This window comes from Rhodococcus sp. 06-235-1A (assembly GCF_002258785.1).
In the GTDB taxonomy this organism is placed as follows: domain Bacteria; phylum Actinomycetota; class Actinomycetes; order Mycobacteriales; family Mycobacteriaceae; genus Rhodococcoides.
In genome coordinates, this window is the sequence record NZ_NOYI01000003.1 from 62039 (window position 1) to 84468 (window position 22430).

18 protein-coding genes are annotated in these 22430 nt (G+C 66.8%); 11 read left to right on the forward strand and 7 right to left on the reverse strand.

The genetic code is table 11. The annotated features are described in order from the left end of the window. Nucleotides 1-31 precede the first annotated feature (31 nt). On the forward strand, nt 32-886 hold the full coding sequence (locus CH275_RS02115) for a TIGR02569 family protein (RefSeq protein WP_094675282.1): 855 nt from the start codon (nt 32-34) through the stop codon (nt 884-886). Here the strand turns inward: CH275_RS02115 and CH275_RS02120 are convergent. Next, entirely contained in the window at nt 876-1607 is a 732-nt protein-coding gene (locus CH275_RS02120; RefSeq protein WP_094674760.1) for a FadR/GntR family transcriptional regulator, read from the reverse strand. The genes CH275_RS02115 and CH275_RS02120 overlap by 11 nt on opposite strands. A gap of 81 nt (nt 1608-1688) precedes the next feature. On the opposite strand from CH275_RS02120, the gene CH275_RS02125 reads away from it, so the two are divergent. The 6 genes from CH275_RS02125 (at nt 1689) to CH275_RS02150 (ending at nt 9533) form a co-directional block, all read left to right on the forward strand. Continuing rightward, entirely contained in the window at nt 1689-2930 is a 1242-nt protein-coding gene (locus CH275_RS02125; RefSeq protein WP_094675284.1) for an MFS transporter, read from the forward strand. A 225-nt stretch (nt 2931-3155) separates the two neighbouring features. Beyond that, entirely contained in the window at nt 3156-4553 is a 1398-nt protein-coding gene (locus CH275_RS02130; RefSeq protein WP_094675286.1) for a nitrate/nitrite transporter, read from the forward strand. A 61-nt stretch (nt 4554-4614) separates the two neighbouring features. Then, the gene (nirB, locus tag CH275_RS02135) at nt 4615-7110 is read left to right on the forward strand and encodes a nitrite reductase large subunit NirB (protein WP_094674762.1); all 2496 of its coding nucleotides are present in this window, start codon (nt 4615-4617) and stop codon (nt 7108-7110) included. A 115-nt stretch (nt 7111-7225) separates the two neighbouring features. Further along, nucleotides 7226-7603, forward strand: coding sequence for a nitrite reductase small subunit NirD (nirD, locus tag CH275_RS02140; protein ID WP_094674764.1), 378 nt, complete (start codon nt 7226-7228; stop codon nt 7601-7603). Continuing rightward, nucleotides 7600-8805 carry a uroporphyrinogen-III synthase gene (locus CH275_RS02145; protein WP_094674766.1) on the forward strand — a complete coding sequence of 402 codons (1206 nt, stop codon included), beginning with the start codon at nt 7600-7602 and terminating at the stop codon, nt 8803-8805. The genes nirD and CH275_RS02145 overlap by 4 nt, the downstream gene beginning before the upstream one ends. Beyond that, on the forward strand, nt 8805-9533 hold the full coding sequence (locus tag CH275_RS02150; protein WP_094674768.1) for a sirohydrochlorin chelatase: 729 nt from the start codon (nt 8805-8807) through the stop codon (nt 9531-9533). The genes CH275_RS02145 and CH275_RS02150 overlap by 1 nt, the downstream gene beginning before the upstream one ends. Here the strand turns inward: CH275_RS02150 and CH275_RS02155 are convergent. The 4 genes from CH275_RS02155 to CH275_RS02170 are packed head-to-tail and all read right to left on the reverse strand — an operon-like array spanning nt 9487 to nt 12849. Beyond that, nucleotides 9487-11274, reverse strand: a complete 1788-nt coding sequence (locus CH275_RS02155) for an NTP transferase domain-containing protein (protein WP_094674770.1) — start codon at nt 11272-11274, stop codon at nt 9487-9489. The genes CH275_RS02150 and CH275_RS02155 overlap by 47 nt on opposite strands. A 13-nt stretch (nt 11275-11287) precedes the next feature. Beyond that, nucleotides 11288-11734, reverse strand: a complete 447-nt coding sequence (locus CH275_RS02160; RefSeq protein ID WP_256990818.1) for a PaaI family thioesterase — start codon at nt 11732-11734, stop codon at nt 11288-11290. Beyond that, a complete protein-coding gene (locus tag CH275_RS02165; protein ID WP_094674772.1) occupies nt 11731-12072 on the reverse strand; it encodes an MGMT family protein in 342 nt (113 codons plus the stop codon). Before CH275_RS02165 ends, CH275_RS02160 begins: the two co-directional genes overlap by 4 nt. Then, on the reverse strand, nt 12073-12849 hold the full coding sequence (locus CH275_RS02170; protein WP_094675290.1) for an alpha/beta fold hydrolase: 777 nt from the start codon (nt 12847-12849) through the stop codon (nt 12073-12075). Nucleotides 12850-12959: 110 nt separating this feature from the next. Here CH275_RS02170 and CH275_RS02175 point away from each other — a divergent pair, with 110 nt between their 5' ends. Together CH275_RS02175 and CH275_RS02180 are read left to right on the forward strand one after the other, a co-directional pair. Next, nucleotides 12960-16271: an ATP-dependent helicase gene (locus CH275_RS02175; protein ID WP_094675292.1), complete on the forward strand. Its 3312-nt coding sequence runs from the start codon at nt 12960-12962 to the stop codon at nt 16269-16271. Beyond that, a complete protein-coding gene (locus CH275_RS02180; RefSeq protein WP_094674774.1) occupies nt 16268-19636 on the forward strand; it encodes an ATP-dependent helicase in 3369 nt (1122 codons plus the stop codon). The genes CH275_RS02175 and CH275_RS02180 overlap by 4 nt, the downstream gene beginning before the upstream one ends. Before the next feature lie 10 nt (nt 19637-19646). Here the strand turns inward: CH275_RS02180 and CH275_RS02185 are convergent, their stop codons facing one another. Continuing rightward, nucleotides 19647-20033 (reverse strand): DoxX family protein, encoded by a 387-nt coding sequence (locus CH275_RS02185; RefSeq protein WP_094675294.1) that lies wholly within the window; start codon nt 20031-20033, stop codon nt 19647-19649. A 105-nt stretch (nt 20034-20138) separates the two neighbouring features. Here CH275_RS02185 and CH275_RS02190 point away from each other — a divergent pair, with 105 nt between their 5' ends. Beyond that, nucleotides 20139-21206: a potassium channel family protein gene (locus CH275_RS02190; protein ID WP_094614489.1), complete on the forward strand. Its 1068-nt coding sequence runs from the start codon at nt 20139-20141 to the stop codon at nt 21204-21206. Nucleotides 21207-21230: 24 nt separating this feature from the next. Continuing rightward, complete coding sequence (gene nudC, locus CH275_RS02195; RefSeq protein ID WP_094675296.1) at nt 21231-22133, forward strand: NAD(+) diphosphatase; 903 nt, start codon at nt 21231-21233, stop codon at nt 22131-22133. A gap of 7 nt (nt 22134-22140) precedes the next feature. Here nudC and CH275_RS02200 read toward each other — a convergent pair whose 3' ends face one another. Continuing rightward, the gene (locus CH275_RS02200; RefSeq protein ID WP_094674776.1) at nt 22141-22410 is read right to left on the reverse strand and encodes a mycoredoxin; all 270 of its coding nucleotides are present in this window, start codon (nt 22408-22410) and stop codon (nt 22141-22143) included. Nucleotides 22411-22430: the final 20 nt, after the last annotated feature.

Here is a 22430-nt window from a genome sequence, read left to right on the forward strand (position 1 = left end):
TGGCGGCTCGATCGGCGGTACCGTGGCGTTCGTGAGCTCTGTCGAACCTCCTCAGCACGTGATCTCTACGTTCGGGCTGCGCGATGTCGAGCCGGCACCGCTCGGTGCGGATTGGGACGGCGGTTGGCGTCTGGGTGACGTGGTGCTGTCGCCGGTGGCAGATCATGCCCGCGCCGCCTGGTCGGCGAAGGTGCGTGAGACGTTGACGGTGGACGGTGTCCGTCTCGCTCGCCCGGTACGTTCCACCGACGGCCGGTACGTCGTGTCGGGTTGGCGCGCAGACACGTTCGTCGCCGGTGAGCCCGAGCCCCGCCACGACGAGGTGATCTCGTTGTCGATGCGGTTGCATGCGGCGACGGCTCAGCTCGAGCGACCTCGGTTTCTCGTTCAGCCTCCTGTGGCACCGTGGGCCGACGTGGACGTGTTCGTCGCGGCGGACAGAGCGGCGTGGGAAGCGGTCCCGCTGCGATCGGCGCGCGGTGCAGGCGCACCAGAGCCCTCCTCCAGTGACGGCAAGAGCAGTCTCGAATTGGTCAAACAGCTTGCGACGCTTCGTAAACCCGTCGAGTCACCGGATCAGCTGGTGCACGGGGATCTGTTCGGGACGGTGTTGTTCTCGGGCAGCGATGCGCCCGGCATCAGCGACATCACCCCGTACTGGCGTCCTGCCCCGTGGGCCGCCGGGGTGGCAGTGGTGGACGCGCTGTCCTGGGGCGACGCCGACGACGGTCTGGTCGGACGCTGGGACGACCTACCGGAGTGGCCGCAGATGTTGTTGCGCGCGTTGATGTTTCGACTCGCCGTGCATGCGCTTCATCCGAGGTCGACGTCCGAGGCCTTCCCCGGTCTGGCTCGAACCGCAGACCTGGTGCGTCTCATTCTGTAGACAGCGCTGTGCGAGCTGTGGATTTCGCTGCGCGAGCTGGGAGCTCGGTAGCGCGAGCGAGTGGTTCGGACAGTTCGTGGAACAGTGATCGAGCTGCTTGCGACGCACGATCGGCGTCTCCGTCGATGACCGCGTGGACGAGTGCGGTGTGCTCGGCGACGTAGTCGTCGTCGTGTTCGACGGCATGGTGGCGCATGGCGTCGTGGATCACCGGCAGCAGTGAGTCGTAGAACTCCAGATAGATCGCGTTGTGGCTGGCTGCGACGATGGCGCGGTGCAGCCGTGCATCGATCAGGACGGCGTCCGCCAGTGGCGTCGCGTTCGACCACGCCACGTTGCGATCCTCCAGTGCGCTCAGCATGACGCGAACGTCGTCGTCGTTGCGTCGCTCGGCGGCCAGTGCAGCCGCCGTGACCTCGAGGGTTTCGCGTAGTTCGGTGACGTCGCGGTGTCGGGCGTCCGAGAAGTATTTGCCCAGGGTGCCGCCGAGGTCGGAGCAGGTCAGGACGAAGGTGCCCGAACCCTGTCTGCGTTCGACCATCCCGGCGTGCACGAGCGCCTGCACGGCTTCGCGAACGGTGTTGCGCCCGGTGCCGGTCATCTCGCACAGTTCGGGCTCGGTGGGTATGCGGGCACCCACCGGCCATCGCTGCGACGTGATCTCGTCGCGCAGCTGAGCAGTGACCTGGGATATCAGGCTCGATCGCTGGACCTGCCGCACGTGGGCTCCTCGGACAATGGACGTTGCGCCGTCGATAGTACTGCTTTGCACCCGATGATCCGGTCATCCTATGATTGCGCGGTGAGTGCGCCCACCGTTCCCGATGCCCGTCTCGTCGGCACTTCGCTCGTGCGCGGTCGAGTTCTCGTGTTCTCCGCGATCATTCTGTCCGCACTGACTCTGCGCGCTGCCGTGACCTCGATCAGCCCGCTGTTCGGCAGAATCGGCAGCGACCTCGAGTTCGGCACCACGGTAATCGGCATCGTGGGCATGTTGCCTCCGGCGATGTTCGCAATATTCGGTTTGGCAACGCCGTTTCTCGCCAAGCGCACAGGGCTCGAGCGGGCCGCTCTGCTGGCCATGGCACTGACCACCATCGGTATGGCCACCCGCGCGTTCGCGCCGAACACCGCGTCGTTGTTGGCGCTGTCCGCGATCGCCCTCGCAGGCATGGGCATCGGCAATGTCGTCATCCCACCGCTGGTCAAACGATACTTCTCCGACCGACTCGCCGTGGTGAGCACCATCTACATCTGCGCCCTGCAGGTCAGCACCATGGTGCCGCCCCTGCTGGCCGTCCCCGTCGCCGACGCTCACGGGTGGCGGCTGTCCATCGGAATCTGGGCCGTCGTCGGCCTGGCCGCAGCACTGCCGTGGCTCGGTGTCGTGGTGGCCCGGCGCGGCCACGACGAGAAGGACGTCTCGGGTGAGGCCGGATCGGACGCGGTGCACGTGGAGCCGAGCGGCCGAATTCACCGGTCCTCGCTGGCGTGGGGGATGGTCATGATGTTCGCGATGACGTCCACCATTACCTATGCGATGCTGACGTGGCTGCCGACGCTGTTGATCGATGCGGGTATCGGCGAAGCCCTGGCGGGTGCCTCGGTGGCCGCTTTCGGGGCGATGGGATTGATCACTTCGCTGGCCGCGCCCACTCTCTGCGCGCGGGTGCGCAACCCGTACGGCATCGTCGTGGTTGCAGCGGCGTGCTATCTCGGCGGCTTCGCGGGTCTGCACTGGTCGCCGACGGCCGGGACCGTGGCGTGGGTGTGTCTGGTGGGGCTCGGCACCATGACCTTCCCGATGTCGCTCACATTGATCAATCTCAGGACTCGTACTGCGGTGGGATCGTCTTCGCTGTCCGGCTTCACCCAGGGGCTGGGCTACGTGGTGTCCTCGACTGGCCCAATTCTGTTCGGGGTGCTGCACTCGGAGTCCGGCGGATGGGGACTGCCGCTGGTGCTGTTGACCGGATGTGTGGCGGTGCTGCTGGTCGGAGGGTTCCTGTGCTGTCGTCCGAGGATGCTCGAAGACACCTGGTGACGCAGGACGACCGTCGACGCTTCATCTCACGTCGGTGCCCCCGATCGCGTGAGACCAAGTTAATGAGCGGGTCACCGCACGCAGCGCCGCGGCAACATGGCTTTCCTATGTTCGGTTCACACACCGATCAGGAGGCCACACGTGACCAGCCTTTCTCGCAGCGCTTCGGCAGATGCCGGCTCAGCCACCACCGCGGCGGTTCCGCCCGGAACAGTTCCCGTGTCCGTGAACCATCACATCGCGCACTGGAACTCCGAGGACGTCGAGGCATGGGAGGCCGGCGGTAAGCAGATCGCCAAGCGCAATCTCATCTGGTCGGTCATCGCCGAGCACGTCGGGTTCTCGATCTGGTCGATCTGGTCGGTCATGGTGCTGTTCATGCCCTTGTCGGTCTACGGCATCGACGCGGCGGGCAAATTCTTCCTCGTGGCCGTCCCCACCCTCGTCGGTGCCATCCTGCGAATTCCGTACACCTTCGCCACGGCCAAGTTCGGTGGGCGAAACTGGACCATCTTCAGCGCACTGGTCCTGCTGATACCCACCGTGCTGACGATGTATTTCATGCTGAATCCGGCGTCGTACACCACGTACATCATCGTGGCGGCGTTCGCCGGCCTCGGCGGCGGTAACTTCGCATCCTCGATGACGAACATCAACGCGTTCTATCCCCAGCGCGAAAAGGGTTGGGCGCTGGGCCTGAACGCAGGCGGCGGCAACATCGGTGTCCCTGTCATCCAACTCATCGGTTTGCTCGTCATCGCCACCATCGGCAATACCGCTCCCGAGATCGTCTGCGCCGTCTATCTCGTCTTCATCGCAGTGGCCGCCGTGGGTGCCGCACTGTACATGGACAACCTCGACAACCAGAAGACCAACGGCCGCTCCATGATCGACGTGCTGAAATTCTCCGATGCGTGGTGGATCGCCTTCCTCTACATCGGCACCTTCGGCTCGTTCATCGGCTTCAGTTTCGCGTTCGGCCAGGTGTTGCAGATCAACTTCCTCGCCGGCCTCACCGACGGGGCCCCCGCAACCCCCGCGCTTCAGGCGCAGGCGTCGCTGCAGGCTGCTCAGATCGCCTTCCTCGGTCCATTGCTCGGATCGCTGTCGCGACCGTTCGGCGGCAAGCTCGCCGACAAGATCGGCGGCGGCAAGATCACCCTGTACACGTTCGTGGCCATGACCTTCTCCACCGGAATCCTGGTCGCCGCCAGTACCTGGGACGACTCGACTCCCGGGGCGGCCAGCGGCACGGTGATGGTGCTCTTCGTCATCGGATTCATCGCGCTCTTCCTGCTCTCGGGTCTCGGAAACGGATCGGTCTACAAGATGATCCCCGCGATCTTCGCCGCGAAATCGGTTCAGCTCCAAGGCATGACGGTCGACGAGCAGCAGCACTGGTCGCGCAAGATGTCCGGTGCCCTCATCGGTATCGCAGGTGCGATCGGCGCACTCGGCGGCGTGGGAATCAACTTGGTTCTGCGGGCGTCGTACTCGGGCACCGCGAAGTCCGCCACCACGGCGTTCTGGGTGTTCCTCGCCTTCTACATCGTGTGCGCCATCGTCACGTGGGCGATCTACCTGCGTAGGACGAACTCCACCGACGCCCCGGTCACCGTCTGAGGGTTCGGCACAGGCAAGGACGAGACACAGTGCACGGCAACGCAGATCGGAAGGACCCGCAGTGAAGAACGCGGTAGTGATAGGTCACGGAATGGTCGGACACCGGTTCGTCGAAGCGTTGCGTGCGCGCGACGAAGCGGCCGAGTGGAAAGTCACGGTTCTCTGCGAGGAGGCCCTGCCTGCGTACGACAGGGTGGGACTGTCGTCCTACGTCGGTGCCTGGGACCACAAGGAACTGGCGCTGGCGGGCAACGACTATCCCGGTGACGCGCTCGTCGAGATGCGCACCGGAGTGCGGGCCGATCGAATCGATCGTGACCACCGCGCCGTCGTCACCTCCGCGGGCGACTCCGTCGAGTACGACGCGCTCGTGCTCGCCACCGGTTCCTATCCGTTCGTGCCGCCGATCCCCGGGCACGACCTGCCTGCCTGCTTCGTCTACCGCACCCTCGACGACCTGGACAAGATCCGTGCTCGCGCCGACGCCGCGGGACCGGGAGCCGTGGGTGTGGTGGTCGGCGGCGGCCTCCTCGGTCTCGAAGCCGCGAATGCACTGAAGAAGATGGGCATGACCCCGCACGTCATAGAGTTCGCTCCGCGATTGATGCCGTTGCAGGTGGACGAGGGCGGAGGCGCGCTGTTGGCTCGCCTCGTCACCGAACTCGGGTTGAACGTCCATGTGGGAGTGGGCACGTCGTCGATCTCCGAGAACGACAGCGCGGGTCTGACGGTCGAACTGAGCGACGGCGCCGCCATCGACGCAGCTCTGCTGGTGTTCTCCGCCGGTGTACGACCCCAGGATCGGCTGGCCCGCGAGAGCGGCCTCGAGGTCGGCGAACGCGGCGGCGTCATGGTCGACATCGGCTGCAGCACCTCCGACCCTGCCGTCTACGCCATCGGTGAATGTGCCGCAGTGGAGGGCCGATGCTACGGCCTGGTCGCCCCCGGATATTCGACGGCCGAGGTCGTGGCCGACCGATTGCTCGGCGGCGCAGCGCAATTCCCGGGTGCCGACATGTCCACGAAACTCAAGCTCATGGGCGTCGACGTCGCGAGTTTCGGCGACGCGATGGCGGCCACACCGGGCGCACTCGAGGTGGTGTTCAGTGATGCCCCCAAGGGCACCTACGCCAAGCTCGTCGTGACCGACGACGCCAAGACCCTCCTCGGCGGCATCCTGGTCGGCGACGCCTCCGCGTATTCTCTGCTCCGGCCACTGGTCGGCCGCGAGTTGCCCGGCGATCCGGGTGCCCTGATCTCACCGGCGGCCGAACAGGTCGGCATCGGTTCGCTTCCCGACGACGCCGAGATCTGCTCGTGCAACGGCGTGAGCAAGGGAGCCATCTGCTCGGCGATCGCCGACGGGGCCTGCGATCTGGCGTCGGTGAAGAGCTGCACCACCGCGGGCACCACCTGTGGAGGATGTCTGCCATCGATCAAGTCGCTGCTGTCCGCGTCCGGGGTGGTGCTCTCGAAGTCGTTGTGCGAGCACTTCTCCCAGTCCAGGGCCGAGCTGTACGAGATCGTTCGGGCCACGAACACACGTACCTTCTCGTCGCTGATCGCCAAGTACGGCACGGGAACCGGGTGCGACATCTGCAAGCCCGTCGTGGCGTCGATCCTGGCGTCGACCTCCTCCGATCACATCCTCGACGGCGAGCAGGCGTCGCTGCAGGACACCAACGACCACTTCCTGGCGAACATCCAGAAGAACGGCACGTACTCGGTGGTGCCGCGGATGCCGGGCGGCGAGTGCACCCCCGAGCAGCTCATCGTCATCGGTGAGGTGGCCCGCGACTTCGGGCTGTACACCAAGGTCACCGGCGGGCAGCGGATCGACATGTTCGGGGCCCGCGTGGAACAGCTACCGGCGATCTGGAAGCGTCTGGTCGACGCAGGCATGGAATCGGGTCAGGCGTACGGGAAGTCGCTGCGAACGGTCAAGAGCTGCGTCGGCTCCAGCTGGTGCCGTTACGGTGTTCAGGATTCGGTGGGAATGGCCGTCGATCTCGAGAACCGCTACCGAGGTCTGCGGTCGCCGCACAAGATCAAGTTCGGCGTCTCGGGCTGCGCGCGCGAATGCGCCGAAGCCCGGGGCAAGGACGTCGGGATCATCGCGACCGAGGGAGGGTGGAACCTCTACGTGGGTGGTAACGGTGGCCAGTCGCCCAAGCATGCGCAGTTGCTCGCCTCGAACCTCGACGATGCCACCCTGGTCAGCTACATCGACCGCTATCTCATGTTCTATGTGCGTACAGCAGATCGGTTGCAGCGCACAGCGCCGTGGCTCGAATCGCTCGACGGAGGACTCGACCACCTCAAAGCCGTCGTGTGCGACGACAGCCTCGGCATCGGTGCGGAACTCGAGGAAGACATGGCGCGTCACGTCGCCGGCTACAAGGACGAGTGGGCCGGTGTGCTCGAGGACGACGAGAAGCTCGGTCGTTTCGTGTCGTTCGTCAACGCTCCGAGCGAGGCCGACCCCACCATCGCCTTCGACGATTCCGGGGCTCGCAAGATTCCCGTGTTGATGGGAATGCCGCGTATCGGTGCTTGACGTGCTCCTGACAACCGGCAGGTCACAAAACTGAGTGCATGTGCACAGGTGGGTAATCGCCGCTTAACGGCCCAGAAACACGAGCAGCGTCAAATAGCTGACCAGGAGGTACGCCATGACTGTCATCGATTCCCTTACTTCGGTACCGAACGATCTTTCGCGAGAGTGGACCCCGGCCTGCACACTCGACACCCTGATTCCAGGACGAGGAGTAGCGGTGCTTCTGCGCGGCGGAACTCAGGTGGCGTTGTTCCTGCTCGACGACGGTCGGCTGTTCGCTGTGGGCAACATCGATCCGTTCGGACGCGCAGCCGTGATGTCTCGGGGACTGGTGGGAGACAGAGGTGGCGAACCGACCGTCGCTTCGCCGTTGCTCAAGCAGGTTTTCTCTCTGGTCGACGGGCGCTGCCTGGACGACCAGGAGATCGGTCTCGGATCTTTCGAGGTCTCCTGTGTCGAGGGCGTCGTGCTCGTCCGTGGCGGTTCTACGTGAGTGAAATCGCCGGGGCGGGAACGCCTCTGGCCGGCTTCACCGTCGGGATCACGGCGTCGCGTCGAGCCGAGGAGTTCGCGACTCTGCTCGAGCGGCGAGGAGCAACCGTGATGCATGCCCCCGCGATCCGCATCATTCCGCTTGCCGACGACGCAGAGTTGGAGCGCGTCACCTCGGCGATCATCGCGCATCCGCCCGAAATCACCGTTGCCACAACCGGAATCGGTTTCCGCGGCTGGATCGAGGCAGCGGACGGGTGGGGGCAGGCAGAAGAACTCGGCCGGGCCCTCGGTGCGTCTCGGCTGCTGGCCCGCGGACCCAAGGCCAAGGGGGCCATCCGCGCAGCGGATCTCCGTGAGGAGTGGTCGCCCGCCTCCGAATCCTCCGCGGAGGTACTCGAACACCTACTCGCCGAAGGAGTCGAGGGCAAGCGCATCGCCGTGCAACTGCACGGTGCGACCACCGAATGGGAGCCGGTCCCGGACTTCTGCGAGGTGTTGCGCTGCGCCGGAGCCGAGGTGGTCCCGGTGCCGGTGTACCGCTGGACCGCCCCCGACGACCAGAGTCCGATGGACCGCATGATCGAAGCCGTCGTCGTCGGTGATCTCGACGCACTCAGCTTCACCTCCGCCCCGGCGGTGGCGTCGATGCTGATGCGCGCCGATGAGAACGGCGTTCTCGAACCGTTGTTGCAGTCGATGCGCTCGCGGGTACTGCCGGTGTGCGTCGGGCCGGTCACGGCCGCGCCACTCGAACAGCTGAACGTGGCCACCACGCAGCCCGTGCGGGCGCGTCTCGGCGCTCTGGCGCGGCACATTGCGGAGGAATTGCCGAGACGAACCGGCCGGCTGCATGCGGGCGGACACGTGGTCAGTGTGCGCGGTAAGTGTGTGGTGGTCGACGGCGAGGTGAAACCGGTGTCTCCGGCCGGCATGGCGTTGATGAAGACACTGGCCCGCAATCCCGGTCGCGTCGTCTCCCGCGAGGACCTGCTGGCGTCGTTGCCAGGAGGCGGAGGCGACACTCATGCCGTGGAAACCGCGATGACCAGACTCCGGTCGTCGCTGGGCGCTCCGAAGGCAATCCAGACCGTGGTCAAGCGCGGCTACCGCATCGCACTCGATCACATCGAGACCGAATCGGACTGCGATTCCGAGGAAGCGGCTGCTCGAGTGGCCGTCGTCGAAGGGGGAAAGTACTGATGGCACCGACACTGGTGTTGGTGGCCCACGGCACCCGAAACCCGCGGGGTGTCGAGATGGTCGCTGCACTCGCCGATGCTGTGTCGAGGCAGATCGGCACTACCCGTGTGGCGTTCGTCGACGTGCTCGGGCCGTCTCCCGCCGAGGTGCTGCGCGATACCCCCGAGTCTGCGGTCGTCGTACCGGCATTCCTGGCGTCGGGATATCACGTCCACACCGACGTGCCGCGAGAGATCGCCGACAGCGGTCACAGTTCGGTCGTGGTCACGCGTGCTCTGGGGCCCGACCCGGTTCTGGCCGAAGTCATGGTCGATCGACTCGGCGATTCGGGTTGGCAAGCGGGGGATTCCATCGTGCTCGCTGCGGCGGGGTCGTCCGATCCGCGCGCGCTGGAACAGCACCGTCGCGCGGCGGCGATGTTGGCCGACGTCGCTCGGGTTCCGGTGCGCATCGGCTATGTGGCCACCGCTACCCCTACCGTGTCCGACGCGGTGGCAGCTCTGCGGGGAGAGGGCCACAGTCGGATCTTCGTGGCGTCGTATCTGTTGGCGCGCGGCCTGTTTCACAACCGCCTGGCCGACGCGGGAGCCGACGGCGTCGGTGAGCCGCTCGGCGTTCATCCCGCGATCGTCGACCTGGTGGTCGCGCGCTACCGGGAGGGTGTTCGATCTCTCGGTGGGTCTATCGATGCGGAAGCGGAAGAATTGTCACCGGCTCGTCGTCGTTGATCTCGGCCGGTACCAGAGCAAGTGCGTCACGTCCCACGAGTTGAGCGAGATGTGCGGTGCGGACCTCGGTATCGGCTCGCCATCGCGTCCCGTCTGCAGTGACGGGGACGATGCGCGGGACCGCAGATCGGACGTCGGCGGCGTTGGACAACAGGGCAAGCCGTGGTGGCCGCACAGTTCTGCCGGTCAGCGCATCGACGATCGCAGGCGTTGTCAGCAGAGTCGTACTGACGGCCGCCAGCGGGTTGCCGGGTAGCCCGAGCACCACCGTGCCGTCGGGCAGCACTGCGGTGATCTGGGACCCGCCGGGACGGACACGCATTCGACCGACGACGGAGACGGCGTCGAGCGCTGCGAGTGTCGAGCGCAGCTGATCTGCGGCACCGCCGCCGGTGGCTCCGACCACGAGGACGACGTCCACGTCCTGCGTGCGAGTCAGTACGTCTCGAAACTCCGTGGCCGAGTCGTCGAGCAGTGTCACATCGACGACGGTGATGCCGCACTGCGCCAGATACTCCGGCAGCACCGACCCGAGTACGTCTCGGGTTTCGCCCGGGGCAAGCGGACCGGTCGATCGAATCTCGTTGCCACTGATCACTATTCGGCCGCGAACCGGACCGCGCACCGCGATGTCGAAGACTTCGGCGCTGGCGGCGAGCGATCTCACCGCCGCATCGACCGGGGTTCCGGCGGCCACGAGTTCGGTTCCCGGCAACCAGTCCTCGCCCCGTCGTCGCGTGTCGTCGGAATGTGGTGCCGTCGGCGTGCGACGCACCGAACCGTCCGTGGCGCGCGTCGTGTGTTCGTCGCGCACCACCGACGTCGCACCGGGCGGAAGCGCAGCACCTGTCGCGATGCGTACCGCAGTTCCTTGGGTGAGCCCGGCGATGCCGGACGTTCCCGCGTACGCGATATCGGGACGGAGTGTCCACGGTTCGCTGCCGTTGACGGCGTAACCGTCCATCGCGGAGATGTCGACGGCAGGTAGCGCCGTGGCGGCCAGGACAGGTTCTGCGAGGACGGTTCCCACGCTGTCTCGCACCGCAACTCGATGAACCGGCAGGGGAGGGAGTCGACTCCGAATACGTTCGAGGGCGTCGGCGATGTCGAGTGTCTCCGACGGCTGGGCGGCGAGCCGGGCCGCGAGGAGGTCGGCGGGAGTGTCGCAATCGTCGATACCGGACAGTGCGATCACCTGATGATCGACCGGAACGACTCGGCGCATCGGTGCGCCTTCTACTGAATCCAGCTGTGCCACAGCGGAACGCAGTGTGGACAGTCGCCAGATCCCGAGCAGGAATTGGGTGCGCTCCTCGTCGTCGCGGGCAAAGACGGCATCGGTCTGCGACTGCGCCATGGAGGCGATCAGCGACTCGACCGCGGCGGTCTCGAGGCCCGGAATGTCCGACGCAACGACGACCACCAGATCTGCTGTGTCCTCCGAATCTGCCCCGTCGTCGAGTGATCGCAGCCCCGCGGCGAGGGCGGCGACGGGCCCACCGCCCGCGGGGGACTCACGGGTCTGAACAACGTTCTCGGGCACGCCGTTTCGCGTCGGGCCCACCAGAACCGTCCGGCGGCAGTTCGATACTGCGTCCAGCGCGATGTCGACCAGTCTGCGCCCGCCGACGGTCAGGGCCGGTTTGTCGACCTCCTGCGGGGAATCCGACGGCTCGATATCCACCATTCTCGATCCACGACCGCCGGCAAGGACGATCGCATCGCAGACCGGCTGCGTCATGTCGAGAGCTCGGTCATGACGGCAGCGGCACGTTCTGCAGCCGAACCTGTCCGCGCGCAATGGTTTTGCCGCTGTCGGAGGCGGTGATCGTGACCAACCACAATTGCTGAACACGGCCCTGCTGCAACGGTTCTGCAACAACGTCGACGCGTCCGCCCTTGCTGGCGCGCAGAAAGTCGGTTCCGTTGTGCACGCCGACCGCGAACTCACCGCGATCCTTCACCGCCTCGCTGGCACCGATGCTGGCGGCGCTCTCGACCGCGGTCGTGTAGACGCCACCGTGCACCACGCCCCACGGAGTGAAGTGCTCGTCCGTCAGGTCGATGTGCCCCGCCACTCGGGTGCCCGACACCTCGTCGACGACCAGCCCGGCCGCGGCGACGAAGGTACTCGCCTTGGACAGCGCGAACTTGGCCGTGGGACGTGGATCGAACTGCCCGAGCCCGTCTCTGATGTTCATTCTCCGAGATTAGTGGTCGACGCAGGCGGCGATGGGAGCGCCCCGAAGTCGAATCGAATCGACCTCAGCGGCACGCGGCCGTCGGACACCGCCACCCCTTCGGCGCGGAGCGTCTCGAGCTGCCGGTCGGCCAGGTGCGGAGCGGGCCTGCCACTGGCACCGAGGACGCGATGCCACGGGAGGTCGGCCGAGTCGGTGCGCATGATCCACCCCACGATGCGTGGACTCGACAGATCGGCAGCGGCGGCGATGTCTCCGTACGTGGCCACCGATCCAGGGGGAATCGACGCGACCAGCGCGCGGACACGTTCGACCTGAGCCTCGGTGATCGGGGCCATCTAGAGCACGGATCGCACCAGTTCGGCGACCTCGACCGGTTTGGCCTGGCCGACCATGTGATCGCAGTCGAGTTCGACGGTGCGCAGGTTCTCGCCCAGTCGGTCTCGCAGCGCCGACAGGAATTCCTCTGTGACATAGGGGGGGTCGACGCGCATGGCCCGCACCACGATGGTCGGGATGCTCTCGGCCGGTACGACCGACGGGCGGGCCAGCTCGCCCCACGTCGCGACGACGGCAGGAATGGACATCCGCCACGCGACCTTCCCACCGTCGGCCGCAACAAGATGTTCGGCGACCTCGCGGTCGAGGAGTTCGGTGGGCACGTCGGCCCACGCTCCGTGGATCTTCTCCGAGCGCGCTTCGTCGGCATCGGTGTAATCGGGGAACTTCGCGGTCGCCTCGGCCACTTCCAGCAACTCCTCCGGCGGTAACGCGATCGCGGGATCGAGCAGCACCAGGGCTCGCACCGCATCCGGGAACCTCTGCGCGAGGTGCACGGCCAACGCGCCGCCGTAGGAGTGACCGAGGACCACCACCGGTCCACGCGCATGGGCGTCGAGCACGGATTTCAGGGAAGTGACCTGCGCGTCGATATCCCAGGGCGGTGTGGACGGGGAATGCCCGTGACCGATGAGGTCGGGTGCCAGGATCCTGGCCTCGGGTAGGTGGTTCTCGGCGAGATCCCACCACCGGGCACCGTGTCCGGTGACACCGTGGACAGCGAGGATTTCGGGACCGTCTGCGGGTCCGAACGTATGCAGATTCAACTCGGGCACCTCGCCCACTATGCCGCATCGCAGCACGGATCTCGGTGTCGACCGACTGTGTCCAGGGCTCCGTCCGGGCGGCGGCCGATCTGTCGGTGGCCCGTGATTGCATCTGTGTCATGAGCTCGGACGGCAGACACGGCGCGACGGTCACTCTCGTCCGTGCACCCAAGGTGGCTCGCGCGGCACGTGAGTGGACCGGACCGGCTGCTCGGCTGCTGTCGTCACGGCCGGATTCGGCGGCCGAGGCGGCGCAGGGTGCGCCCCGATGGAATCCATGGCAGATACTCGGTGGTCCCGGCACGGGCAAGACCTCGCTCGTCGCCGACTACGCGGTCTCGCGCATCGTCACCGGTGATCCGGAGTCGGTTCTGGTGCTCACGCAGTCCAAACGTGCGGCAACCGCGGTGCGCGAGGTCATCACCTCGGGGCTCTTCAGCGGTGATCACGCACTGCGGGCGACGCGTGAACCGCTGGTACGCACCGTGCACTCCTACGCCTTCGCGGTGTTGCGGCTGCAGGCCTCGCTCTACGGCAACCCGCCACCGCGCTTGCTGACCGGTGCCGAGCAGGACGCCGTGGTGCGCGAGATGCTGCGCGGCGATCTCGAGGACGGGGCAGGTGATTGGCCGGAGCGGCTGCGTCCGGCACTGGGTACCGCGGGATTCGTCACTGCGGTGCGAGACATGATGCTCAGGTCCGCCGAACGCGGGATCGGACCTGAAGACCTCGTCAAACTCGGCCGTAAGCACGGCAAGCCCGAGTGGGTCGCCGTCGGGAGGTTCGCGGCCGGATACGAGCAGGCCATGTTGCTGCGCGGCGCTGTCGGAGTGGAGGCCGCTGGAGCCACCGCGCCGGGTCTGGATGCCGCCGAGCTGATCGGTGCCGCGCTCATGGCGTTCGCCACCGATCCCGAACTGTTGCGCAGTGAACGCGCACGTATCCGTCACCTCGTCGTCGACGACGCGCAGCACCTCGATCCGCAAGCGGCGCAGCTGGTTCGGTTGATCGGTACCGATACCGAATCGACCGTCGTCGCCGGGGATCCCGATCAATCCGTGTTCACTTTCCGTGGTGCCGATCCCGCCTTCGTCGCCGACCTGGTCGAGGTGGACTCGCCGCGCCGCGTGGTGCTCACACGCAACTACCGCTCCGTCCCCGAGGTCGCCGAGCTGACCGACATCGTGGCGAGAAGATTGCCGGGCCTCGGTCGGCACCGCTGCCCCGAACCGGTGGGCACCGCTCGATTCGGCGCTGCGGCAGCGCGAGTGCACGTCGTCTCCTCGCCCGCCAAGGAAGCGGCGATCATCGCCGACGCCATGCGTCGTGCCCACCTGATCGACGGCATGCCCTGGTCCGAGATGGCGATCGTGGTGCGGTCGGTGCCGCGCACCCTCGCACCGTTGCGTCGGGCTCTGCACGGCGCAGGGGTTCCGATGATCACCCCGACATCGGAGCTGCCGCTGCACCGCCAGCACGGGGCCGTGGGTCTGCTGTTGGTACTGCGGGCGATCTCGGACCCGACCTTCGACGGTGAAGATGCGCTCGCACTACTCTCCGGACCTATCGGCGGAGCCGACCCGGTGGGTCTGCGGCGATTGCGCCGGGGCGTGCGCAGGCTCGAGCTCGCAACGGGTGGCGAGCGCGACTCGTCCGAGCTGCTCAGAATCGTTCTCACCGACGACGCTCGGGGGAGCGCGGGGTGGACGAGCGGACTCTCGGATGTGGAGTCCGCCCCGTTGCGCAGAGCACTCGGCGTGATCCGCAAGGCCCGAGCGGTCGCCCGCACGGGCCGCGGTGTCGAGGACGTGTTGTGGGCAGCGTGGCAGGCGTCGGGACTCGAGCGGCGGTGGGCCGGCGCGTCGGCGTGGGGTGGCTCGGCCGGTGCCCAGGCCGACCGCGACCTGGATGCGGTGGTGGCGCTGTTCGACGCGGCGGCAGCATATGTCGACCGGTTGCCGCGGGCTCAGATCGGTGGATTCCTCGATTACATTGCGCAGCAGGAGATTCCCACTCTGAATTCACACCGCCCCAGGGTTGGGGCCGATGCGGTGACGCTGCTGAGCGCGCATTCTGCTGCGGGTAGGGAATGGGAGCTCGTCGCGGTGGCCGGGGTGCAGGAAGGGCTGTGGCCGGGTCTGCGATCACGCGGCAGCCTCCTGGGCACCGACACGCTGGTCGACCTCGTGTCGGGAAAGGTCGACGCCGGCGCAGCCCTCGACGGGCGTCTGTCGAAGTCTGCACCGTTGTTGGCCGAGGAGCGCACCCTGTTTCTGGTGGCGTGCAGTCGGGCTCGATCGACCTTGCTGGTCACCGCCGTCGATTCCAGTTCCGGTGATGCCGATCTGGTCCGATCTCGCTTCGTCGACGAGCTTCGCGGTGTGGACGTCGACGGCGAGTCCGTCCCCCCGCTCGAATTGCCCGAGCCTGCCCATCGGGTGCTGGCGCTACCCATGCTGGTCGCCGAACTCCGCAGCGTGGTGTGCGATCCGGTGGTCGCCGAACGGGAGCCGGAGAAGCGGGCCCGAGCTGCTCGGCATCTGGCGACACTCGCCGACGCCGGCGTGCGGGGTGCGCATCCCGACGAATGGTTCGGAGTCGCCGGGCTCAGCACCGACGCGCCGCTGTGGCAGCTCGGAGACGGTCCGGTGCCACTGTCGCCGTCGACCGTGGAACAGCTCACCACCTGTCCTCTGCGGTGGATGCTCGAACGGCACGGCGGCAACGACGGCACCAACACCCACGCCGTCACCGGGACGCTGGTGCACACTCTCGTCCAAGCCGTAGCCGGTCGGATACCGCCCCAGCAGCTCCGTGTTGCCCTCGAAACTGCATGGGATGCAGTGGATCTCGGATCGCAGTGGTATTCGCGGCACGAGCTCGACCGAACCGGGGCGATGCTCGAGACGTTCGAGAGCTGGTTGCAGGGCAGCCGAGGCGAGCTCACCGAGGCCGGCGTCGAGGTGCGGGTCGACGGCATACTCGACGCCCGGTCCGAGGACGAGCCTGCGGTCGCGTTGCGTGGCCGCATCGACCGCCTCGAGCACGATCCGGACGGGCGGCCGGTGATCATCGACGTCAAGACGGCCAAGACCGTGATGTCCAAGGAGGACGCCCGCAATCATCATCAGCTGGCCACCTACCAGGTCGCCGCGGCAGCCGGTGCCATCGAGGGCGAGCCTGCGGGCGAGCCCGGCGGAGCGCGGCTGGTGTTCGTGGCCAAGCCCCACAACAAGGACGGGGCGACGCAGCGAGTCCAGGAAGTGCCGACACCGGAAAAGCTCGAGGAATGGCGAGACACCGTGCACCAGGCCGCATCGGCGACGCAGGGACCTACGTTCGAGGCGCGGATCAACGACGGCTGCAGGCATTGCCCGGTCAAGTCCAGTTGTCCGGCACACGAGACGGGTAGGCAGGTGACCGAGCAGTGACGACATCGACGAAAACGCGGACCGCTTCGGTGCGGGTATCGCCCGTCGAGCTCGCCCGGGCGCTCGGGCAGAAGCACCCACCGACCGACGAACAAGCTGCGGTGATCGCAGCGCCACCCGGGCCGACGCTCGTCGTTGCTGGGGCAGGGGCAGGAAAGACCGAGACGATGGCCGCCCGCGTGGTGTGGATGGTGGCCAATGGTTTCGTCGATCCGGACCAGGTCCTCGGTCTCACGTTCACCCGAAAAGCCGCACAGCAGTTGACCTCTCGGATCAGAGCTCGGCTGGCCAGGCTGGCCGGATCCGATCTCGTGCGCGCACTCGATCCCAGTCTGGCACTGCGCGAGCGAATCCTCGGTGCCGAGCCGGAAGTGAGCACCTACCACTCGTATGCAGGCCGACTGCTCACCGAGCACGGCTTGCTGCTGCCGATCGAGCCGTCCGCGACACTGCTCTCGGAAACCGAACTGTGGCAGCTGGCCCACCGTGTCGTCAGTACCTGGGACGGCGACCTGGACACCGACCGCAACCCCACGTCGGTGACCGAGGCGGTACTTGCGCTCTCCGGTCAGTTGGCCGAGCATCTGGTCGATCCCGAGGATCTGCGCCACGCGCACACGGAGCTCGAGACATTGGTGCACACGCTCGGGCCGGGGCCGCGACAACGCGGTGGCCCCACCAAGGAGCTGCTGAACATCCTCGACGCACAGCATCAACGAATCGGGTTGTTGCCGTTGGTGGAGCGGCTGGCACAGACTCTGCGGCGTGAGGGCGCGCTGGATTTCGGCTCGCAGATGTCGATGGCAGCGCGGGTCGCTGCCGAGCATGCCGAGGTGGGAATCGCCGAGCGGCAACGCTTTCGGCTCGTGTTGCTCGACGAGTACCAGGACACCGGGCATGCCCAACGCGTCCTGCTGTCGTCTCTGTTCGGTTCCGGCAGCGACCCGCAGTTGGCCCTGACCGCCGTCGGCGACCCGATGCAGTCGATCTACGGGTGGCGCGGCGCATCGGCAGCAAATCTGCCTCGGTTCGCCACCGACTTTCCGAAGGCCGACGGAAGTCCCGCGCCTCGGCTCGAGCTGCTGACCAGCTGGCGAAATCCGCCCGAGGCATTGACCCTGGCCAACCTGATCAGCGACCCATTGCGCCGCGTCGGTGTTCCGGTGCCGACTCTGCGGGCCCGCCCTGGTGCGGTTCCCGGCGATGTTCGACTTGCCGTCACCGATACCGTTCTGAGTGAACGCGAGTGGATCGCCGACCGAATCGCGGGGGAGTACCGCTCCGCTCTCGAGCAGGATCGGCCACCACCCACCGCCGCGGTTCTGGTGCGCCGCAACGCCGACGCCGAGCCGATCGCGGAGGTGCTGCGCAGCCGTGGGCTACCGGTGGAGGTCGTCGGGCTCGGTGGATTGCTGCACGTTCCCGAGGTGGCCGACATCATCGCGATGCTGCGGCTGGTCGCCGACCCCACTGCCGGTAGCTCGGCGATGCGCATTCTCACCGGCTCCCGGTGGCAAATCGGGCCGACCGATCTGCGGGCACTCTCTCAGCGCGCCCGAGAACTCGAGATCCGCGGCGGGTACGGCACCGCCGGGCGCGTCGACGATCCGCAGGCACTCGATGCCGCGCTCGTCGGCGCCCTGCCCGGCGAGCAGTCGGAGCAGGCCGGTCTGGCCGACGCCATAGCCGATCCCGGTCCGGCCGAACGTTACTCGGAGGTGGGGCATCGCCGGATCGTCGCCCTGGCGGGCGAGCTGCACCTGCTGCGCGACCGAATCGGTCAGCCACTGACGGAATTGGTCGGCGACATCGAACGGATCATGGGCATCGGTGTCGAAGCTCAGGCTCGTACGCCGATCAGCACCGATGGCGCGGTCGGACGTGAACATCTCGACGAATTCGCCCATGTGGTGGCTGATTACGCCGACAACCCGACCGCCACGGTCACCGGATTCCTGTCGTTCCTCGCCGCCGCCGAGACGGTCGAGGACGGCCTCGCCCCGGGCGAGGTCGACGTTGCCCCCCATCGCGTTCAGGTGCTCACCGTCCATTCCGCGAAAGGCCTCGAATGGGAGGTGGTGGCGGTGCCGCACGTGGCGAAGGGTGTGTTCCCGTCCTCGAACGCATCCTCGACCTGGCTCGGGGCGATGGCCGAGCTGCCGCCGTCGTTGCGCGGTGACCGCGCGCTCGACGGCGAAGGCTCGGAAGGGGTTCCGGTCCTCGAACTCGACCGGCTCCATAATCGCAAGGACCTGGAGGACGCCGTCAAGAGTCACAAGGATGCGCTGGCGAGACGTCGACTTGCCGAGGATCGCCGACTGTTCTACGTGGCACTCACCCGAAGCGAACGGGTACTGCTGGTGTCCGCACATCACTGGGACCAGACCGCCACGAAGCCGCGTGGGCCCTCGGAATTTCTCGCCGAGTTGCACACGCAGATAGAGGAATTCGCCGACATAGCGGTCGTCGAGGAGTGGGCACCGGCCCCGGAGGACGGCACGCAGAACCCCCTCGGTGCCGTACCGCACACGGCGTCCTGGCCTCGCGATCCGCTCGGTCCACGACGAGGAGCGATCGAGAGCGGCGCACAGGAAGTGCTGCGCGCGCTGGCCGACATCTCGGCCACGCCGAGCGAAGAATGTGACGGCGGCCAGGACGGAGCCAGGGAGGACCCCGAGAACTGGGCCGCGGACGTCGATACTTTGTTGGCCGAGCGGGCCGCGAGATCGGTCGCGGGAGTCGACGTGGCTCTGCCCGGCAATCTGTCGGTGACACAGTTGGTGGACCTCGCGGCGGACCCGGATGCGCTGGCGTCGCGATTGCGCAGACCGCTGCCGTTCCCACCGAACCCGTTGGCGCGCAGAGGAACTGCATTCCACGCATGGATCGAGCGGCGCTTCGGTGCGACCAGACTTCTCGACCTCGACGAACTGCCGGGGTCGGCCGATACCGGTGCCTCGGCCGACGTGGATCTCGAAACCCTGCAGCAGGCGTTTCTCGACTCGGAGTGGTCGCTCCGCAGCCCCGTCGAAGTGGAGGTGCCGTTCGAGACATCCGTGGCGGGAACGGTGCTGCGAGGACGCATCGACGCCGTGTTCGCCGACCCCGACGGCGGCTGGACCGTCGTCGACTGGAAGACCGGTGCCGAGCCGACGGCGTCGGAACAGCGGGCGGTAGCGATGCAGCTCGCGGCCTACCGGCTGGCGTGGGCCGAGCTGATGTCGATCGGACGCACCGAACCGGTACCGCTCGACCGAGTGCGCGCAGCGTTCCACTACGTTCGTAGCGGTCACACCATTTCGCCCGAGAACCTGCCGGACGCAACAGAATTGGCCCAACTTCTGCAGGGCCCGGTCGCGCCTTAGCCCGCGGGGGCTACGGTGCGTTCCGACGAGCCTTCAGAGCCTCGGTGACCAGTGGAATCTGCAGAGGAAGGCGGGCGATCATCGCTGCTTTGAGGGCAGGCGAGGTCTTCGGGCTCTGCACGTACTTCCACGCAAGGTTGAGATTGGCGGGAAAGACCGCAACGAAGAGAGCTGCCGCGAGTGCGCCGCCGAGTCGGCGGGTGCGGGGGGTGGCAAGTGTTGCGGCCACCGCGAGTTCGGCGACGCCCGAGACCTGTGTGTAGGTCCGCGCCGAGCCGGGCAACGCCGTCGGTACCTGGGCGTCGAAGAACTTCGGCGTGGCGAAGTGGAGAATTCCGGCTCCCGCGAGCAGGCCCGCGAGGCGCAGTGCCGCCGCCTGACTCGATCTCTGTGTCATGAACACACCGTGCCACATCCCGCGTCGTCGGCACAGATTCGTGGCATGGGGTTACGCTCCGTGCCGTGAATGATCTCGACTTCGGTGAGTACCCCGGTGGGCGACGTGGCAGGTAGGTTGCGAGCGCGCCTGAGTGACAGTGGCGCGCTGACCGACAAGCCCGACTTCGCACTGGTCGGAGTGCTCCGGGTACCGGAACTGGAATCGAGTCCGTGGCGCGCCATCTACAAGCGGGTGCTGATGGCGCTGGGGATCCTGTTCCTGGCCGCGTTCGTCGTCTATCTCGATCGCGACGGTTACAGCGACAACCAGAACGGCGAACTGTCCTTCCTGGACGCCTTCTATTACGCAACGGTGTCGCTGTCGACGACGGGATACGGCGACATCGCCCCGATGAGCCCGTCGGCGCGACTGGTCAACATTTTGGTCATCACACCCCTTCGGGTCCTTTTCCTCATTCTGTTGGTCGGTACCACGTTGTCGGTTCTCACCGAGCGGTCCCGGCAGGCATTCAAAATTCAGCGATGGAGACGCAGCGTGCGCAATCACACCGTGGTCATCGGTTTCGGCACCAAGGGCCGTACCGCAGTCGACGCGATGCTCGGAGACGGCGTGTCGGCGTCCGACATCGTCGTCGTCGACACCGATCAGACGGTTCTCGACGCCGCATCGGCCCTGGGATTGGTCACCGTGCACGGTTCGGCGACCAAGTCCGACGTGCTCAGACTGACCGGAGCCCAGCATGCGTCGGCCATCATCGTGGCGACCAACCGAGACGACACCGCAGTGCTGGTGACTCTCACGGCCCGCGAGATCGCCCCGAAGGCCAAGATCGTCGCGGCCATCAGAGAAGCGGAGAACACGCACCTGCTGCGTCAGTCCGGTGCCGACTCGGTGGTGGTGTCCTCGGAGACCGCGGGCCGGCTGCTCGGGATCGCCACGTCCACTCCGTCCGTGGTGGAGATGATCGAAGATCTGTTGACCCCGGAGGCAGGCTTCGCCATCGCCGAGCGCGAAGTGGAACGCGACGAGGTGGGCGGCTCTCCGCGGCACCTCACCGACATCGTTCTCGGAGTGGTGCGGGGCGGCAAACTGTTCCGAGTCGGCACTCCGGAGGTCGATGCGGTCGAGGCATCCGATCGCTTGCTCTACATCCGTCGCGTGGGCGACTAGTCGAGGCCAAGTAGGGTCGTGCGCGTGCCGAACTTCCAACTCGCCCACCCACCTCGACTGTCCCGATCGCCGCTGAACAGGGCAGAGGAACTGCGCCGAGACACCGCGGCTCTGCGAGCAGGTTGGTCCACGAGCCGCATCCTCAGCGTGGACGGCAGGGGCAGGTTCCAGGTCGACGAGAAGGGTCTCGTGCTCGGCCCCGCCGTGGACGTGGCAGCGGAGCCGACGGACGATGCAGTCTTCCTCGGAATCCACGGCGACCGGCACCTGTGGGCCAGGCGCGTGGAGGTGGTCGAGGGCACCCTCGGCGACCTGCGCACCGACGGTGATCGTCTGGACAGCGACGCGTTGTCGATGGTGACCGGGGCGTTGGCGATCCTCAATTGGCATGCGAGCGCGCAATTCAGTTCGCTCGACGGTGCGCCCTCGGTTCCGTCGAACGCGGGGTGGTCGCGTACCAGCACGTCCACCGGTCACGAAGAATTCCCGCGAACCGATCCGGCAGTGATCTGCCTGGTTCACGACGGCGGCGACCGAGTGCTGCTGGCACGGGCGCCCGCGTGGCCGGAGCGTCGGTTCTCGGTGCTGGCGGGCTTCGTCGAGGCCGGCGAATCCCTGGAAACCTGTGTGGCACGGGAGATCAGGGAAGAGGTCGGCCTGGATGTCTCGGAGATCGAGTACCTCGGCAGCCAGCCGTGGCCGTTCCCGCGCTCGGTGATGATCGGCTTCTCGGCCGTCGCCGACCCGGAGCAGCGGTTGAACTTCCAGGACGGCGAGATCGCCGAGGCCCACTGGTTCGATCGAGCAGAGGTGGTCGCAGCGCTGGAACTCGGCGACTGGGGATCGGATTCGACGTCCCGGTTGCTGCTACCCGGCTCCATCTCCATCGCGCGCGGAATGCTCGAGGCGTGGGCGGCCCAGCACTGACGCTCGATCAGAGAGACAGTGCGCGCTTCACATCGGCGAGACCGGGATTGGTTGCCGTCGAGCCGTCGGCGAAGAGAACGGTCGGCACCACGTGGTTGCCGTTGTTGACGCTTCCGACGAAGTCGGCGGCCTCCGGGTTCTGCTCGATGTCGATCTCGGCGTACTCGATTCCCGCCTCGTCGAGCTGGGTCTTGAGCCGGCGGCAGTAACCGCACCAGGTGGTGGAGTAGACGGTCAGTGCGGCTGGGGTCTGCGGAGTGTTCTCGGTAGTGGTCACGACAAGAGTCAACAGGAGCG

Bases quoted from the DNA above. Each gene is read 5' to 3' on its own strand.
- nirD (WP_094674764.1), top strand. From the start codon at position 7,226: ATGACTGTCATCGATTCCCTTACTTCGGTACCGAACGATCTTTCGCGA.
- CH275_RS02150 (WP_094674768.1), top strand. From the start codon at position 8,805: ATGGCACCGACACTGGTGTTGGTGGCCCACGGCACCCGAAACCCGCGG.
- CH275_RS02155 (WP_094674770.1), bottom strand. From the start codon at position 11,274: ATGACGCAGCCGGTCTGCGATGCGATCGTCCTTGCCGGCGGTCGTGGA.
- CH275_RS02160 (WP_256990818.1), bottom strand. From the start codon at position 11,734: ATGAACATCAGAGACGGGCTCGGGCAGTTCGATCCACGTCCCACGGCC.
- CH275_RS02165 (WP_094674772.1), bottom strand. From the start codon at position 12,072: ATGGCCCCGATCACCGAGGCTCAGGTCGAACGTGTCCGCGCGCTGGTC.
- CH275_RS02175 (WP_094675292.1), top strand. From the start codon at position 12,960: ATGAGCTCGGACGGCAGACACGGCGCGACGGTCACTCTCGTCCGTGCA.
- CH275_RS02185 (WP_094675294.1), bottom strand. From the start codon at position 20,033: ATGACACAGAGATCGAGTCAGGCGGCGGCACTGCGCCTCGCGGGCCTG.